We start from the raw sequence: 17472 nt of genomic DNA on the forward strand, positions 1-17472 counted from the left end.
CGGTCAACCTCGGTTTATTGAAAAACCGTCTGCTAGCACTTCAGGCAAGCTTCCCAAGGGGGGTGAGTTTTACTATCAATCGCTAGCAAAGATCTCCTTGCACCTTTTTCCGATCTTCTTGCCACTCGCGCAGATTCACCCCAATTGAAGAGCAACTATGACGAGAATCCTAGGAACCGTTCTATCATTTCTGATTTTCTTGCAGGCGATGTCGGTCAGAACCGCTGCGGCTCAAGAGCTTGTGAATCTAGTCTTTACGAGCGACTTAATCACGAACGGTGAATTCAACGTTGATCATTGGAGCTTTCTCAGCGACCCACTCGACCCGAACGCGGTTCCCCAAGCGACCATCGGGAGCACCGGACGTGCCTTTCAAACCGGGCCTGCGGGAAACGATGAGGCCCTTTTCATTGTGCCTAGCCAGGGCGGTGCTCAGAAGTTCTTTGAAGGTGCCGTTTGGCAAATTCCCCAGAACAATGGCCTTACTAGCGAAGACGCTGTGGCAGTGCCACGGACAAGCGTGGTGTTCGTCGAAACGGAAACCTACTCGGATGTCGCCAGCACTTGGAGCCAATGGTACAAGGTGGATGTTTCAGCCGGAATTCGTGGTAATGGCCGTTCAATTGAGGGCGGATTTCAATCGCAACGCAACGAGAATGACCTCAGCGATCACACGGGCGAAACGCACCTGACGACCAACACCAACTACAGCACGGACCCCGACGGTGACAACCAGCAGAAGGTTCAACTTCAAGGTTTGAATCTCGAGCCCGAGTTCAAGATTGTCAATTCCAATTGGAACGGTGCCGCGACGGCTGCGGACTTGAACCAGTCGTATGTCAATCGATTTACGTTCCGACATGTCTTTGCGCCCGACTCCCAAGTGCCGCTGGGCTCACGCGTCGAAACAAACGGGGCGATTGCCGACAATGCAACTCCGGCGTTCACGGGCAACGGCGAAGCGCTCCCGCAGTTATTGATGCCGGAGCTGATCGACCGCATCACGGTTCAGCTTCTTCGCCACCAAGGAGTGCCGAACGACCGCAGCAGTTTCGTACGCTACGACGAGCTTGCTGATGGAGCGACTATAGCTGACGCGCAAGTTGGCATTCGGTCACTACGTTTGGGAGTCACCGGGCGAACGGATTTCGATACAGGCTTTTCGACGACAGACAGTGGCGATGGTCCGATCTTGATTTCCAACCTTGGCTCCGGCGGAGAACATCCCCAAGGCTCTAAGCTGTTCTTCGACGGCGACGCAAATGCCGATGGGCGAACCACGGCTAGTGGCGACGGCGAGTGGCTCCTGGAAGATCTCGACCAAGGGAGCTTGCCGCAAGGCAGCGTTGAAACGGCCACCTACAACCCAACGACCGGTGAGTTGACGGTCAAGTCGACCGGAGTGGCTCGAGTGACACTCTTCTCCACCGGCGAGAATCTTATGCCGCTGGCAAATTCAACCATACTTTCTGATACCATCACATCAGATTCAGTCGTTGACGAGCCAAGTTCTGGAGACCTCACCTGGTTCAGTACTGACAATCTTATTGCAGGGATGTTTGCTGGACGTGTGGTCGATGCTGGAACCCCCGTCAGCGATCTCTCGCTCTACAGTCAATTGCGTGGAGAGCTGGCTCAGCGGATTCAAATACTCGTTGTGCCCGAACCGGCTAGTGTGATTCTTCTCATCGCGCTCGCCGCTTCAGCTTGGCCAAACCGGCGACGTCGTTAAGCCCGGTCGAGAAGCGTTTACGCACCGTGCGGTCTTTTGTGTGGTCTTTTCGCATCATTCGGAGTTTCTTGGATTCACGCATTTGACCCACTCTTTTCGCGCACTAAGTTTCAATAGCTGACTCCAGATCAGCGAATCTCCAAACTAGTGGTTGGGCAGGAACCCGACGCTTCAGAAATGGGCGTCTGCGGAGTAGAGGGGCAGGAACTGGCAAGGTTTTGCGCTATCGACAACCCCACCGTTCCTAAAGAGGCGACAAGTTGGCAATCGTTCGTGAGTTTAATCTCGCATTCGAAGCTTGCTTGTCATCCGCATGAGTATCCGACCGACCGTTTACATCCTGGACGACGATCCTGCGTTCTGCGCATGGGCGAAGGCTGTTTTGACCGCAGCCGGAGTCGCTGCCCAAGCGTATGAATCGGCAGAAAAGTTTCTGGCTGCGGAGTTCGACCGCGGTCCGAGCTGTTTGCTGCTCGATTGTCAGCTTCCGGCAATGCACGGCTTGGAACTTCTGCAGATTCTCAACAGTCGTCAGGCAAGCATCGCAACGATCATGATGACGGCCACCGGCGATGTCCCCAGCGCGGTCAAAGCGTTGAAGCTTGGGGCGGTCGACTACTTGGAAAAACCCCTCACTCCCCAAGAACTTCTGCAGAAAGCTCACGAAGGAATCGGCACAAGCAGCCAGCGTTGGATTGAGCTTTCAGCCGAGCAAGAACGTATCTCGCAACTTGAGTCACTCTCGCCTCGTGAGAGGGAAGTCGCGGAGCTACTCGTGTCGGGCATGAACACGAAGCAAATCGCTCGTCAACTTGAGGTGAGCCCGAAAACCGTTGAGACGCACCGCCCAAATATTTTCAATAAACTGGGCATCGACAGCGTGGTTGAGCTCTCTCGCTTGATCACTCCGTCCTTAGCGGAAGCACCCCTTGCCGGGGCTCTGCAGGCATCTCCATAGAGCCTTGTCGCTCCGTCTCTCTACGAGTTTCCCTTTCCCTAGCCTCCTGCTCAAATGGATTAGGCAGTTGCTAGCGTTTTCAATCATACATTATTAGGCCCGGCATTTATGCCGGGTTGGCAGGTTCCGTCTCCCTGGGGCAAGCCCCGTTAACGGGGCTTCTCGTTGAGAACGAGATCGCAAACACCCGGCATAAATGCCGGGCCTATTAATTCACGAAGCAAAAGTCTCTCTGAGCCGCTCTCCCCTCAGCCACTAGGGGAATTCCTGAGTCCCCTCAGGAATTCCCCATTTCTCTCAGGCGTCGTTCGCGCGGCACACTTTGGTGTCGGTCAAGCAATCCCCCCGTGTTGAGTTTCCCTGCTTGCCCGACGTCAAAGTCCTCTCCTCCCAACGAATCAATAAAACTGACGGCACCTACTAGGGAGTAGATCAAAAATGCCCGCCCAACTTACCGAAGACCTGATTACCGACGAACTTGGCTTTGATCAGTCGATCGAGCCAGGAGTGATCGACCGCTTGCACCGTCAAATGTCTCGCCTGACCGAAGACGTTGCCCATCTTATTGAGGGCGAAGTCGCGAGTGTCGACGGGGACTCCGAGAAGACGGAATCGTCTGACGAAATAACAGCTCGCCGGCAACTCATCAGCTTCGTGATTCCAGCACATGACGAGCAAGACACGATTGTTGAGCTTTGCCAACGCATCTCTGCTTGCACTCCGCAAGAGCACGACATCGAGATCATTCTGATCGACGATGGTAGTAAGGATGCAACCTGGAGCCGAATTGAGGAACTCTCCGAAGGTCAGCAGCTTGATTCGCGAACTCTAGTCCGTGGAATTCGCATGCGACTCAATGCCGGAAAAGCAGCCGGCTTGACCGCAGGATTTCGTACCTGTCGTGGCGACTTGGTTTTCACCATGGATGCCGACCTGCAAGACGATCCCACAGAGATTCCTCGCTTCATCGAGGCAATCGAAGCCGGTGCCGACGTGGTGACTGGTTGGAAACAGAAACGCTTCGATCCTTGGCACAAAGTCTGGCCGAGCCGTGTGTTCAACAAGATGCTCAGCGCACTCACGGGTGTGAAACTGCACGACCACAACTGCGGATTCAAATGCTACCGTGCTGAGGTAGTGAAGCGTGTTATTCCGCATGGCGAACTCCATCGCATGATGCCTTGCTTGGCGGCGACTCACGGGTTTAAGACCGTGGAAATCGCGGTTGCCCACAGCCCACGTCGTCATGGTGTGAGTAAGTACGGCTTCGAACGCTACGCACGCGGAGCAAGCGACATGCTCACGATGGCCTTCCTAATGAGGTTTGGCCAGCGGCCTGCTCACTTCTTCAACGGCTTTGCCATGCTGTATTGCGTGTTAGGTGTTGCCGTTGCCGGTAGCGGTTGGTGGATCGGACCAATGAGCCGCTTAGGCGTGACGGCATTTCTTGCCGGGGGACTTCTGCTCGCCATGGGTGGAGTCGGCATGATTGCAGGATTCGTTTCGGAACTGATGATCCGCGACGGCCGCCTCGAACGGCGCGAGCTTCCGATCTCTGAGACCGTCGTGTCGCAAAACTAGAAACAACAACAGGCCGATGACCGTCCCCTCCCGGTCGTCGTGCCTTTTTTGAATACCGTGTCGAAAGCCAGATCAACACCCGCGAGCTAACGCTTCGCGGCTCGCACTTGGCAACAATTTAAAGATCCAAAACTGAAACGAAAAAAGAGGGGCGTCCCGATGTCAAGTCAACAACAATCCAGTCAATCACCGTTGCGAATCCTGCTGGTAACCTCCACCTACCCACGACATGAAGAAGACTACGCGGTCCCCTGGCTCAGGGAGTCCGTCCGTCAACTCTCACTCCGTGGACATGAAGTGACCGTTTTGGCTCCTGCATACCGGGGCCTGCCAGATCATGATCTCGATGGCGTCACCGTGAAACGGTTCCGTTATGCAAACGCGGAGTGGGAGACACTCACCCACGAGGGCGGTGCTCCGGCTCGGATCAGTAATCCCTTGTTTCAACTCCTTGCCGCTCCTTACGTCGCAGCAGGCTGCCTTGCCGCTCGCCGACTAGCTCGTCAGCAAGAGTTTGACATCGTTCACACCCATTGGCCATTTCCTCACGGCCCGATCGGTGCCTCGGCTGCACGGGCTGCGAAAGTGCCGCATGTCGTAACGTCCCATGGTGCGGGACTGGCCATTGCACGTCGTAAGAAGTGGGTTCGTCCGATTCTCCGTCATAGCTTGCAAGCTGCCGATCTGAGCATTGCCAACAGCATGGACACAGCAGAAAAAGTGAGAGAAGTCTCTGGCGTTGATTCGCTAGTGCTCCCCTTTGGGACCACGGTAGCTGCGAAAAACATTCCCGCCCCCAAGAATCGAATTCCACGAATTCTATTCACGGGAAGACTCATCGAGCGTAAAGGTGTTGAGTACCTGCTAAAAGCTGCCGACCGCGTCTTGCGTAAGCGTGAAGCTCAGTTCGTCATCTGTGGCGACGGGCCTGAGCGTGAAAGGTTGGAGCGGTTGTGCAGCGATCTCTCACTCGATCACGCCATTCGCTTTCTTGGTTTCGTCAGTAATGAGTGGCTGAACGAAGAGTACTCGCGCTGTGACATCTGGGTGAACCCAGCGGTGATCGATCGTCGTGGGGATACGGAAGGGCTTGGCGTCGGTGCGATCGAGGCCTACGCCCACGCCAAGCCTGTGATTGCTTCCAAGGTGGGCGGCATCCCTGACGCAGTCGTTCACAATCAGACCGGCTTATTGACTCCCGAGCGTGACGAGGCCGCACTCGCCGAAGCCATCATGCATCTCATTGATAACCCTGTGAAAGCGAAGGCAATGGGTGCCGTTGGCCTACAGTTCGCGCAACAGAAGTTCAACTGGGAACGCATCACCGATGAGCTCGTAACAGCCTACTGCAAGCTGATTGGTCGCGACTCGGCTGAGTTTGATTCGTCGGCGACCATCGAAGTGCCTGCTCTGTCCAACGGAGAGAGTACCGAGGGAGCTCAGTTCGAGTTGGTCAACTAGCTTTGTCGTTCTCGAAGACTGATCCGTGAAGAGTGCCCAATTATGAGCCCAGCCAAATACAGGAAGATCATCAAGCTTGCCCTCGCTGTAGCGATTGTTGCTGCGATAGCTGCTTCTTTGCAGCACTCGGGCCGCCAACTTGGCCAGATGAACTTGACGATCTCTCCGATGAAGCTCGCTGTGGCGATTGCTCTTACCTTGATTTATCGCTTGCTCAATGCAAGTGTCTGGTCGCAGGTCCTCGCGGGATTGGGACAGAGGGTTGCGGTGATTCCTTCGGCTGCCCTCTGGCTCAAGACCGAAGCGGCCCGCTGGCTACCAGGCAGCGTATGGAACTTCGGAACTCGTGCCGTGGTCAGTAAAAAGCTCTCTGTACCTGCAACCGTTGGTGCGCTGAGCGTTGTGGCGGAGCTTATGCTCGTGATCGCAGCATGGTCATTGATCGCCGGTTGTGGCGGGGTGTATTACCGGGAAGTTTTGAGCCAAACCTTGAAGACGATTCCAACTCGGTCGTCACTGTTGGCTTTCGGGATTGGTTTCCTAACGTGCTTGGCGGGACTGACTCTATTTCGCCAGCAGCTACGAAACGCTTACCAAAAGGGGCAGGCGAAACTACGCTCCAAATTACAGCACCTAGCCGACTGCAGTCTCGCCTGGGGGTCTCTCGGAAAAGCGGCAGTCGCTTATACCGTTTTGAACCTAATCAACGGGGTTTGCTTCTGGCTGATTGTTGCTTCGATTAGCCCGGAGAGTTCATTACCCGTTGAAGCTGCCATCGCCGCCAACGCAACAGCTTGGCTTGTTGGTTTCTTTGCGATCTTCGCCCCTGGTGGTTTGGTCGTTCGAGAGGCTTGCTTGGCAACCCTACTGAGTGCTTGGCTTTCGCCCGCGACAGCGATTGCCGCTGCAATCCTTTGGCGCGTTGTGCAGATTGCAGTGGAGATTGGTGCTCTTTTGGCCGCCGTCGTTCTAGAAATGGCGCTGAAGTCGGGCCAGTCTGCAAGTCGGCCTGCATGAGTAACCCAGGAGATGATTTCGCTCCCGCAGAGCGATCGAGAGTTCGTAATGAAACAGTCCAGAGCCCCCCAAAAAAATAGCCGCAAGCGACTTGTTGCGAAAGCGATGGTTGCTGCCATCTTCTTTGCAACAAGCATCGGCGGTGCCGCTGCTCTGATAAAGCATGTTGTCTTGCCTGGCTTCACCGATCCGGTTAATCGGTCGTTCACTTCCAAATACGGTTATGGCCAGTGGCTGCGCAGCAAGGGAAAGCCGTTTCCCGTGACCACAGCAGTAGCCGAACGTCGAGTACTCACGGTGGCAAGTGTTGGGGAAGGCATGATGCAGAGCGAGCCGATCCAGGCCCCGATCATCCCACTTGCAAAGATCAAAAAGGTGTACGTTCAAGAAGGCCAAGTTGTCGCCAAGGGGCAACTGCTGGCTGAACTCGACACGACACAGATTGAATTGCAGATCGAAGAGGCGAAGGCCGCACTTGCCACTGCTAGAGCAGACCAAGAGCGTGTGAGACTCGGGACCGACCACCAACTGATCGCTGAGCGTCCCGATCGAGACAAAATTCGACTGCAGGAAGCCAAGTTCGAAGTAGAGATTCGTAAAGAGCTGGGGCAAATGTATGAGAAGCTCGCCAAAGATAAACTCATCGCCCGGGCGAAGCTCCTAGAGAACCGCCTTGCTTCGATGCGGGCTTACGCCCAAATGCACCAGTCGCGATTAGCGTTGGAAACCGCCGAAGAGGGCCACAGCCAAAGTGTACAAATCGCCGATGCCGCTGTCCGTGCAGCGGAGATTGCCGTTTCGCAGGCGGAGGCCACACTTGCTGACCACCGCGTCCTGTCGCCAGCCGCGGGCATTGTGGAACGCTGCCTCGTCCACGAGGGCGAGTACAACCAAACCGCAGGCAAGCCGGCGTTTGTGATTGCGTCGGGGCTGTGGTTTGAAGCACACTTCGACCAGTCAACTTTGGGTGATTTGGAGGTTGGCCAGAAAGCGGAAGTTAGGCTCGAGGCTTTCCCTGGCGGCAAGTTCGAGGCTGTGGTGACGCAACTGAAGCGGATCGTCAGCTACAACCAAGGTGGCCCGGAAACGAATCGTCCCATCCGTCCATTAGGTACGGGGGCACCTGAATGGCCAGCCACGTTCACGGTCCGTCTGCAACTAATTGATGCTCCTAAAGCAGCACCAGGAATGACAGGCTTCGCCCGTTCGGAGTCGAGTCGCGAGAGCTTGACGGTCCCCTCCTCAGCAGTTGCTGGTCTGTCGGGCAGCAAAGCGATGCTGTACTGCGTTGCCGCTGACGAATACCAAACGCGACAGGTTACGATCGGCCGCAGTGCCGAAGGCAGGACTGAAATCACTGACGGCCTTAGCAACGGCGAAGTTGTCATCACCGCCGGCCACCAAGTCCTACAGCCGGGCGATCGCGTGGTCGCAAACGAGCCAGGCGAGGCTTATCCGAGTGAATCGCCAGAGCAGTATGTTGACTCGAAAGCAGCCACCGATCATCTAGCGAAGCAGACGAGTGCAGCCACCTTTGTGAACTCAAGCCAGGAGTAAGTATGAATCGCTTACTCAGTTGGGCAATCTTTCTAGCAGGCATAGGGCTGGTTGCACTTAGCGGCACGCAGCTTTGGTTTGCATTACCCACCGCAAGTCACGGTGAGGTTCTCGCCGAGACGCCGGCTGCCGTATCACTTTTCAAATTCGGAGTGATCTTTATTGGCTTCTCAGTTGTCGTGGGGCTTAAGGTATTCCGCCTTCGACGGACCTCGATTGTGCTATCCAGCTTGGCACTCGCGGGGCTCTTATTCTTTCCTTACTTCGTGATGCTTTGGGACGACTCGACGGGAGCCCGAGCAGCTTGGCTGCAGATGCAACACGAAAACCTAACTTGGCTGGGCGGCGACCTTTCCACCAGCTTCGAGTATCGCGAGACGGGCAAAGAACTGCGTACCTACGTCGTTGACACCCCACGTGCGATGCGAATCGTGCCCTTGCCGAAATGGTCGATTCTTCAAATCGAGCCTTCCAAGTTCTGGGAGCTGCTTGAGTGGCTTGGCTACGGGAACACTTTTTGTCAATTCATGCGACGGGGCTGGGTGATGGCTTTCGTCGGAATATCTTGCCTGTGGATCGCGACAGTCAGCATCAAAGGCCGTGTCCGATCGCGTGCCGTCAGCCTTGGCCTCAAGACGCTCGGAGCAAGTTTGCTAACGGGCTGCGTTATCGTACTCACGCCTCCTTTCCTAGCGGCTGAGTCTATCCAAGCGGCTCGCCAATCAACGGCAAGAGGCGAGTATGCGAATGCTGTGAGTGAGCTCGAAGCAGCCGCAGTCGCCTACCCACCGCTCGCGCACGATACTCACTTGGTCGCGCAAGTCGGTTTGTTGGAGTCGCACTTGAAACGTGAGACGCATTCAGCAGCTCTCTATCAGGCGAATCTGCTTGAGCGCTCAGGTAGGTATGCACAAGCGAGTGAGATCTACGAGCGGATGTTAGGTGATACAGAGACCCGGGAGAACGTCCGTCGCGGAGCCTGTCGGGCGGTTTTGCGTTCTGCTGTGCATACCCTGAACTCGGGTGCCAACGCCGCCGCAGCACGCGAGCTTCAACTGGTACTCGCCAACGAGCCAGCCAACCTCAAAGCGTTGTACTGTTTACAACTCGTTCACCTTCGACAAGGTAACTCACAGAAGCTGAACGAGAGCGTGGAACGCTTGCATGAGACCTATTCATTTTTCCAATTCGCAAACAAAAAAATCGTTCTAGCAGAGGCTGAACGTCAGCGTTTGCAACTTGCACTGAATCAAGAGCCCGATAGGGAGCAACCAGAGGGAAACGCAGCAATCGTTGAGCAACATCTTCAGCGAGTACGGCGGCCTAAGAAGTAGCCACGACCAATTTATTTATGGATAACCTCGCCACCAATCCACCGTCCCGCTACTTACGATCAGCAGTTTCCCTGATCGTCGTGGCGGGGTTATGCGCGGCAGCTTTGGTTTATGTTCATCAACGTTGGCAGCAAGCGGACCGATACGGTGTGCAGTCGGTTACCTTGGCCGGCAAATGGATCAAAGCTGCTGGCGAAGAAAACTATTCCTCGTACTTTCGCAAGAAGTTTGTTCTGACTGGGGACGTCCGACACGCTTGGATGGCCGTTTCCGCCTGCGATGCGTTCGAGGTAACGATCAACGGTAATCCTGTCGGGCGGCACTACCTCTGGCGTCCTACACGGCCGTTTCAGACGGGCATCAGCGAGCCAGGCCAACGGCACACGCCTGATGCCGCGATGGCGTTGAACTTTCCCCGCGAGTACCAGTGGGCCGATCAAGGAACTGCCAACCTGCCGCTTTGGTTTGACGCGACGGCTTACTTAAAGCGTGGGGAAAACGTAATCGGCGTCCAAGTCCGCTCTCGCCGCGCCCCAGCGAAGGTGCAGTTTGACGGGAAGGTTGAGCTACGTTCCGGCCGTATGGTTTCACTTGCCAGCGGACCTGATTGGCGGGCCGAGCCAGTTCCCAAAGGCATCGGAGCAACACGTTGGACCGCTCCCGACTACTTGGACACCGATTGGCGCTACGCCCTTCTCGCAGACCTGCCAGGCGGCTCCCAATGGCGCACCTTTCCTGTGGTGCTCTATCAAGAAGCGCATCAAGGGGAGTGGCTGACGAGTTCGCAGGTTGGCAACTCTCAATCGGTTTGGTTCGAGTCTGAATGGAACCTTGCAGCAGCGCCGCGCGACGCTTGGGTTCGTTTGCTAACGAACCGCCCGTACGACTTATTCATCAACAACAAGTTGGTCCAAGGACACACGCGTGCTTCACACGAGTTGGCAACTGGGCAGTGGCTGGTGGGGACACGAAACGGACGCGACCCGGCAGCTAACCCCGAACTGCTTGATCCTGACGAAACGGGTTCGATTTTTGTAGGCGACCGTTTCGAGTCACCTCGTGGCATGCACACTTCGCCCGATACGGCAGCCGTGCAAGACTTTCGCATGTCGACCTGGATGAACTCCGGCTCAGAAGAGGTGGGCGTCGAGCCAGCAGACCCTTCAATCACCGAACGTTCCCCATTCGCTCCGACGGAACTCGATCGTCCGATTCCAGTGCCAGAGCGAGTGACCCCCAAAGCACTAGCCCGTGATCGTGGGAAAGCTTGCTACACGGCTTACTCAATAGCAGCGTTACTGAAACCTGGAGTGAATCGCGTCGCGGTCCGACTTTCGGAGTTCCCCAACGTTGAGCCAGCCAACTGGTCGGCAGGCGTTTCACTAGACGGGGCGTCTGTGTCAGCCGATGGCAGTAAGTCGAGCATCCACACAAACGAGACTTGGACGGTCCGCGGGCAGCTTGAAACTTCTGCTTCTGAACAAGCAGTCTCACACGGACGACTTGTCGACTCAGGTCGTCTGCTCCCCAAGCTCCAGTATCAAGGGGTGGCAGGCCAAGGAGAACTAAGCCACCAAGCAATCAACCACGCCGCCAAGAGTTTCCTCCTCGCTTGCGGTTTCGCCGCCTTAACTAGCCTAGCCCTTGGCTGTTTTGGAATCGTAAACCGCAATACCGTACTTGGCACAGGCCGAATTCTGCGTTGGCTCACCGGTGCTATGCTCGTCCCAGCGCTGGTTGTCTTTGCTGCTCTCCTCGTCGAAAGTAGCTTCGCCGAAAGACAAGAGCTGCTCTGGTTCCACTTCCCCGTTACTTGGCGCATTGTCTTCTCTGTTGCCGTCGGGCTTGGTTGGCTGACGCTTTGGCTAACAGCGGCGAGCCGTGCCGGTTCGCGAACCAGTGAAGGTTTGACTAGCAGGGTGACTCGTTTCATTCGAGAAACACCAGGCTCTCTCACATGGCGGCTTGCTGTGTTCTGGTTGCTAGTCGGCTGTGGTTTGTTGCGTGGGTACCAGCTCGATTTTCAGCCCTTGGACGATGACGAGTACGCCTCGACCCAGGCGATTCTTGCCATCGCAGAGACGGGCGTTCCAGGGTTTGTGCCCGAGGGTGTTTACTATACCCGGAGCCCGCTCTACCACTACGTCGGTGCCGGAATCGTCAAACTCTTTGGAGATTCAATCTGGAGCTTGCGCCTGCCGAGCGTCGTGTTTAGCATTGCCACGGCATGGATCGCCTATCTGTTCGGTAGTCGTCTCATGAACCGCCCTTGGGTCGGCTTGGGTGCGCTTGTGCTGATTTCTCTGCACCCGTTTGAAGTCTTCACCGGGCACGTTGCTCGCTTCTATCAGATGCAGCAGTTTTTTGCGCTGCTTACCGTCTATTGGTTCTGCAAAGGGTTCGTCTTTGAGCAGAGGCAGGTCTTTCGGTGCCTAACGATCGCTGCGTTTTTAGCGAGTGTGCTCAGCCAAGAGATTAGTGCCGCGATGGGTGCTCAATTGGCGGTCGGCTACGTTTTGTTCGCCAGGGAACTCGGCTGGAAAGCAAATCTCCAGCTGATCGTATTTGCCGGGTTTGCGCTAGCGGCCATCGCGCTGGATTATCTGGTATTCCAGACACGTTGCCTGACCCGGGTAGAAGGTGTTTCACCCAGCCTGGAAGCCACTGTCAAACCGCACTTCTGGCAGCCCTGGAACTTCTTCGCACTGCTCGTGGGTTACTCGCGATTACACCTGCCGTTGAGCTGTCTGTTGGTCCTCGGGCTGACCTTCGTTTGGAAGGAAAGGCATCGACCGACTCTTGCGCTCAACTTTATGCTCATCGCCGGTGTGGTGTTGATGAATCTGCTAGTGACCCACGTCAGTTTGCGATATCAGTATTGGCTAATTCCACTTTGGATTTTGCTGAGCCTGGATGCCATGCGTGCCCTGGTCCATCGCTTGAGCCGACTCGCCTTTTGTCGCGAGCTCGATCACGGCAGTAACAACTGGCTACCGCTCTGCTTAGGGGGCGTGCTGTTTGCCGCTGTCGTGATTAGTTGGTCTCCCTGGAGAATGGTCGATTCGTACGACACGAAGATTCTCGGAGATTCGACCGGAGCAATGCGTTTCGTCAACAGCCAGCGTCGTCCCGGCGACAAGCTCATGGCTACCGAACCACACACCCACGCGGGGCACCTCGAAGGAGGCGGGGTCGATTACGACCTGAGCATCCCCTTGCTCTACGATTTTGTGGTGATGCGCGACGGCAAACTCGTAGACCGCAATGCAGGGGCGGAAGCCGTGGGAAGCCTTCACAAGCTACAGAAAGTTTTCCGCGAGAACGAACGCGTTTGGGTCGTCGTCAATCGCGAGAAGTTCCGCACTCGTGGGAAGAATATTCGCTGGCAATATCCGGGTGCCCGTGCTGAACTTTTCTTACGTCAGCAATGCGAAATCAAGCACGAAACTTATCTCTGGACAGTTTTTCTCTGGGACGCAAACGCTGGAGTCTCGAACAACTTCCGACGTGATGGGGTCATGTAGTGGGCAGTTAGCAGGGGGCAGTCGGCAGTTTCGGTAGACAATCTATCGAGACTGCCGACTGCCGACTGCTCACTGCCCCCTGCCGACTTTTCTAGAACCAATTCAAAATCGTCGTCGCGATATCGAGCGTGTCGTCGTTGGCTTTGTCGTCTGCAGAAACCTTCGTGGTTTCGGCTTTCTCTTCCTTCGTCGGCTCTGGCTTGCTGCTGAAGCGAATCTTCGGATCAAGACGACGGCTCATCCGAGTAAACTCAACGACTGGCTTCAAGGCCGCAACGGCTCGCTCAGCGGCTGGTTGGATCAGCATGACATCGACTACCATGTGCTGGATGTCGCTCAGCGTCTCATCAGCAAGTTGCACAGAGGATTGCATGTCGATTAGCCGTTCGAGCGTCGCTTCCGCGTCGGTGATATCAGCCGTGTTGGAGATCACACGATTCTGCAGTCCGAGCAGAGCGTCAATCTGCTGGCTGCTCTTCGCCAGAGTCCGTTCCGAGGAGCTTAAGCTGCTGGCTTGCTTAGCGACTGCTTGTTGGAGCGAGCGATTCGACTTCGACATGACATTCGCTTGAGCGGTGATCTGATTGCTCAGCACGGCGGCTTGTTGGTAGCTCTTGTCGGTGGCATTTGCGAGCTTCTCCTGGCTCGTGGCCAACATGGATTCGGAGATCGCGACTTCCTTGCACAGGGCATCCACCGCGTCGAGCGCGGGGGCAGCTCGCTCGACGCGTTCCAGGGCACGGGTAAGGCGGCCTTGCAGGGCATCGAGGTTCGCCAACGTGGCGCCAACTCGATTGAGCTGTTGTTGCGAGGCCTTCATGTCTTGGCGAACGATTTCCAAGTCGTCGACCGCATCAAGCACTTGATCGAGCGTTTGGCTATGGGACGCGAGCCGTGACTTGGCTTCGGCTAGCTCGGCGAATTCACCCGTGCGGTCAGCAATTCTCTCAGCTTCCGCAGCAATGATGTCCCAGCGCTCGCTGATCGCGTCGAGCTTGGCTTCGGCATCGGCAATGCGTGCGTTCTGCACGGAGAGCGACTCGATCACGCCAAGTGTGCCGTCGGCGGCAACGGTTTGACGCGTCAGTTGGTTGACCGCCAAGTTAAGCTCGTGGCACTGTCGTTGCAGCAACAGTAGATTGCGATCCGCTGGCCGCATGTGACCGAAGTACACAATTGCCACGGTGAGCCCGACGGCTGCGAGCAACTTCCACCATTCGCTGCCAGCTTCGGTAGAAGTGTTGCGGTACTGCTGATTGATTGAACGTGACATCGCTGGTGCCTCCTATGCCCAAGCGGGACGACCGCCAACGTAGCGTCCCGCGAAGTGTGTTCCGTACAACTGTAGAGATCGGCAGCTTCAAAACGTGCCGTGTGAAGAAACTTTCAGGGTCGGGTCGAGACGACCGGTTGGGTTATGCCGATTGGTCGTGAGGTCTAGCGCTACAACGAAACTGCGAAATCTATTTGGTCAAGAGTTCCCAATCGCTCCCATCCTTATGACGAAGCTCGATCACGCCTTTGAAACGATCTCCAAGAAGCTCGACCCTCCAGTGTGCGTCAGTTCGTTCAACGATTCGATACTCTCCACGATCAACTCGCGTGACTTCGCCACGCCCTTCGCTGATAGGCCCCTCGTAATCGAGGTACGCGAGCCGATGGTCGTGGATCTTCACTGCGGCTGAGCCACGACTGGCCGCTTGTGGCCTAGCCGCTGAGTCATCTTCCCACGACTTGGGCAACTCAAACAAGTTCCAGGTTAGTAGTACCTCTTCATGCTCAAGCATGAAGTCCCAGTGGCTTTTCTTGCCGAGAGTTTCAGGGCATTCGTGTCGCAAAAGAACGAAGCGGGGCATCGCTTCACACTAACACTGCCTACTGCCCCCTGCCTACTGCCCACGATCACCAGTGTTCAGAAAACTACTTCAACTGGCTCGCCATCGTTGACCCCATTAGGGTCGTTGTCGCTCCTGGCGTAAGCGGTAACCGTGCCGTTGCCGGTTTGATTGGCACTGGCATCGAACTCATAGACCAGTTGCTCGCCAGCCCGTAACGACGTGACTTCTGTAAAACTAAGCGTGTTTCCTTGAATGCTCGTTCGCACTCCCGGGGGGCCCTGAACGCTGTTCAAGTCGGGGGCAATTCCGGCTGGAAAGACAACTGCGACTTCAACTCCGTTGTCGACTTGATTCGTGGGGTTATCAACGACAATACGATACCTGACGCGATTCCCCACACGGAGTCGATTATTCGGGGAAGTTAGCTGAATCTTCAGAAGGCTATTGCCTGTCGGTGCAGGTACACCACCGACCCCACCACCGCCTCCGCGAGCAGGGAGAATCTCCATCTCGTGCTCCTGGGCACTGTTGACTCGGCCCGAACTCGTGTCGCTGAGCGCACTCACTTCGGCGATGCTGGTCGCTTTTAGCGCTGGCTGGAGGCATCGTGCATTGACATCGAATCGGCGCTGATCGCCCACTTCAAGACGCGGAATCCGCCACACGATATCGTTGCCGAACTTCTCGTAGTCGCGCCCAGGCTGAGGAGCAAGGACAGGCGGGTATTTGTCAGTGATATCGAGGTTCGTCAGTGGCGTCTCGCCCGTGTTGGTCACAGTGACAGTGAACAAGGCAACTTCATTAACAACGCTCTTCGCAGGTCCAGTCTTAGTAATCTTCACCCCAGGCCGTAACTCAGGTGGCGGCTGCACGGCATCGACACACGCACGTTTCGACGCTCTTTCGCCTTCAGCACAAGTGATTGTGACATCGTGGCAAATTCGACCTGCGCGGGTCACATCGAACGAGATGAACTCGCTCATTTTCTGTCCAGGAGCGAGCGTTCCAAAGAGATCTTTGGCGATTTCTTGCTCACCGGTTGGGTCTTGCAGATGTCGGAATCCCTGTTCGAAGCGATCGCTCAATGCTAGTCCGGTAGCCGTGGCATCACCCACGTTAGTGATCTCGACCTCAAAGCGGACCGTTCCGTCAACCTGAACCTCCCCAGGGTCAGCTCGAAAGATCTTCAAATCGAGCTGTGGGCGACGGGCAGGCTGAGCTGGTGTTGGATTCACGGGGATCGGATTGAGTGGGCGGGCCCCGTCGTCGGGGAGCGTGGGCCGCGGCGTGATTGGGTCTGTTCCCGGTGTGAAGTAAGGCTCGTTGCCGTTCCAGTTGACGATCGTCGTGCCGTTGCCAATCACCAGACGGGGCGACGTGCCAGCGGCGTAGTCCGCGGGACGGACCAACTGGGTGTCAATCCTCGATTGGCTCGCGCCAGAGTCGGTCGGAGCAACTTCGACGGTTGCCTTGCCTTGAGCATCGGTACGAACCTCAACGACTTGGCCCGTTTCTCCGCTGCGGAGGGCCCCGCCATCGGCGACCTCGTAGCGAACGAGATAACCTTCCAGCGGCGTGCCGTCGCTTTGACGGGTGACAGTGGTGGTTAGCAGTTGAGGCTGGCCGTTGCTTTGCACCGTAGTCGGTGGGAAGGTCCATTGCACGTCTACCCAGTGGATCTGAGCAGTACTCTTCCGCGCCCCCCACGTTGCCACGTTCGGGGCGAAAGCGGTGACGTAACTTGTGCCTTCGACGGGTGAGGTGACACTCGCCCAACCGTCGCCGCGACGGATCGCGATGTCGTCGTTAGGGTCAGCGGTACCCCGGGTAATGCAAAGCGGCGAAGCAGCGGTGTAACCCGTCGCGTAGTAGTTATCGATCTTCTCGCTGGCATTCCAAGGCAGCAGCGCCTTCTCGAGCAATCCTCGGCCACCAACCTGAACAAACTGTCCGACGCCATTGCGAGCCAGTTGCCATTCGAGTTTCTGATCGGAAAGCAGATACCCACTCTCCTCGCAGATGCCCGCTTTGATCACGACTTCGCTCCCAATAGGGGCGAGGATCCGCTCTGGAGTGACTTTCAGAACTTCCGGTGGCCGAGCGGCTTGGACCGGCACGGCAGTCGCTGGCTGAGCTGGAAAGAAGGGATCAGTCAGAACCGGAGGAGCGGTCGGGTTACCCGCCACCACGGGCGTTGCCCGGGGTTGATCTTTCGGCCAAATCAGCAGCCTCTCACCCGTCGGGTCGATCCGCGGGCATCGTAAACCGGCACATCCTGAGAGCCCAACAATGCAGATCGCGAGCGCAACCACCACCAAGGTGGGTAAATCACGTCGCTGGGCTGTCGCTGTGGGGGAGTGCATGGGGAGTCAGCAGTTTCTTTGCTGGGTGCCACCGCTGGCTTGCCCAGCAGTGCGTATCGCGCCGTCCCCACGCTCGGCGCGCACGGGCGGCGTTAAACTGTAACGCC

At 56.4% G+C, this 17472-nt stretch carries 11 protein-coding genes; 8 read left to right on the plus strand and 3 right to left on the minus strand.

Going from position 1 to position 17472, the window contains the following annotated elements; genetic code table 11:
• Positions 1–157: 157 nt before the first annotated feature.
• The 8 genes from RIB44_02935 (at position 158) to RIB44_02970 (ending at position 13164) form a co-directional block, all read left to right on the plus strand.
• Positions 158–1732: a PEP-CTERM sorting domain-containing protein gene (locus tag RIB44_02935; GenBank protein MEQ8615529.1), complete on the plus strand. Its 1575-nt coding sequence runs from the start codon at positions 158–160 to the stop codon at positions 1730–1732.
• A gap of 313 nt (positions 1733–2045) precedes the next feature.
• Entirely contained in the window at positions 2046–2690 is a 645-nt protein-coding gene (locus RIB44_02940) for a response regulator (GenBank protein ID MEQ8615530.1), read from the plus strand.
• Positions 2691–3128: 438 nt separating this feature from the next.
• Entirely contained in the window at positions 3129–4271 is a 1143-nt protein-coding gene (locus RIB44_02945) for a glycosyltransferase family 2 protein (protein MEQ8615531.1), read from the plus strand.
• A 159-nt stretch (positions 4272–4430) separates the two neighbouring features.
• Positions 4431–5732, plus strand: coding sequence for a glycosyltransferase (locus RIB44_02950; protein ID MEQ8615532.1), 1302 nt, complete (start codon positions 4431–4433; stop codon positions 5730–5732).
• 42 nt (positions 5733–5774) lie between these two features.
• The gene (locus RIB44_02955; protein ID MEQ8615533.1) at positions 5775–6749 is read left to right on the plus strand and encodes a lysylphosphatidylglycerol synthase domain-containing protein; all 975 of its coding nucleotides are present in this window, start codon (positions 5775–5777) and stop codon (positions 6747–6749) included.
• A 48-nt stretch (positions 6750–6797) separates the two neighbouring features.
• Positions 6798–8306 (plus strand): efflux RND transporter periplasmic adaptor subunit, encoded by a 1509-nt coding sequence (locus RIB44_02960; protein MEQ8615534.1) that lies wholly within the window; start codon positions 6798–6800, stop codon positions 8304–8306.
• A 2-nt stretch (positions 8307–8308) separates the two neighbouring features.
• On the plus strand, positions 8309–9640 hold the full coding sequence (locus tag RIB44_02965) for a hypothetical protein (protein MEQ8615535.1): 1332 nt from the start codon (positions 8309–8311) through the stop codon (positions 9638–9640).
• A 17-nt stretch (positions 9641–9657) separates the two neighbouring features.
• Positions 9658–13164, plus strand: a complete 3507-nt coding sequence (locus RIB44_02970) for a glycosyltransferase family 39 protein (protein MEQ8615536.1) — start codon at positions 9658–9660, stop codon at positions 13162–13164.
• A 91-nt stretch (positions 13165–13255) separates the two neighbouring features.
• Here the strand turns inward: RIB44_02970 and RIB44_02975 are convergent, their stop codons facing one another.
• From RIB44_02975 to RIB44_02985, 3 genes are all read right to left on the minus strand, one after another.
• Complete coding sequence (locus tag RIB44_02975) at positions 13256–14437, minus strand: hypothetical protein (GenBank protein ID MEQ8615537.1); 1182 nt, start codon at positions 14435–14437, stop codon at positions 13256–13258.
• A gap of 190 nt (positions 14438–14627) precedes the next feature.
• Entirely contained in the window at positions 14628–15020 is a 393-nt protein-coding gene (locus tag RIB44_02980) for a DNA polymerase ligase N-terminal domain-containing protein (GenBank protein MEQ8615538.1), read from the minus strand.
• A 56-nt stretch (positions 15021–15076) separates the two neighbouring features.
• Positions 15077–17365: a hypothetical protein gene (locus RIB44_02985; protein ID MEQ8615539.1), complete on the minus strand. Its 2289-nt coding sequence runs from the start codon at positions 17363–17365 to the stop codon at positions 15077–15079.
• Positions 17366–17472: the final 107 nt, after the last annotated feature.

This window comes from Lacipirellulaceae bacterium, from assembly GCA_040218535.1.
GTDB lineage: Bacteria > Planctomycetota > Planctomycetia > Pirellulales > Lacipirellulaceae > Adhaeretor.

Coding starts and splice junctions, on each gene's coding strand:
- RIB44_02935 (MEQ8615529.1), top strand. CDS start 158: ATGACGAGAATCCTAGGAACCGTTCTATCATTTCTGATTTTCTTGCAG.
- RIB44_02975 (MEQ8615537.1), bottom strand. CDS start 14,437: ATGTCACGTTCAATCAATCAGCAGTACCGCAACACTTCTACCGAAGCT.
- RIB44_02980 (MEQ8615538.1), bottom strand. CDS start 15,020: ATGCCCCGCTTCGTTCTTTTGCGACACGAATGCCCTGAAACTCTCGGC.
- RIB44_02940 (MEQ8615530.1), top strand. CDS start 2,046: ATGAGTATCCGACCGACCGTTTACATCCTGGACGACGATCCTGCGTTC.
- RIB44_02985 (MEQ8615539.1), bottom strand. CDS start 17,365: ATGCACTCCCCCACAGCGACAGCCCAGCGACGTGATTTACCCACCTTG.
- RIB44_02945 (MEQ8615531.1), top strand. CDS start 3,129: ATGCCCGCCCAACTTACCGAAGACCTGATTACCGACGAACTTGGCTTT.
- RIB44_02960 (MEQ8615534.1), top strand. CDS start 6,798: ATGAAACAGTCCAGAGCCCCCCAAAAAAATAGCCGCAAGCGACTTGTT.
- RIB44_02950 (MEQ8615532.1), top strand. CDS start 4,431: ATGTCAAGTCAACAACAATCCAGTCAATCACCGTTGCGAATCCTGCTG.
- RIB44_02970 (MEQ8615536.1), top strand. CDS start 9,658: ATGGATAACCTCGCCACCAATCCACCGTCCCGCTACTTACGATCAGCA.
- RIB44_02965 (MEQ8615535.1), top strand. CDS start 8,309: ATGAATCGCTTACTCAGTTGGGCAATCTTTCTAGCAGGCATAGGGCTG.
- RIB44_02955 (MEQ8615533.1), top strand. CDS start 5,775: ATGAGCCCAGCCAAATACAGGAAGATCATCAAGCTTGCCCTCGCTGTA.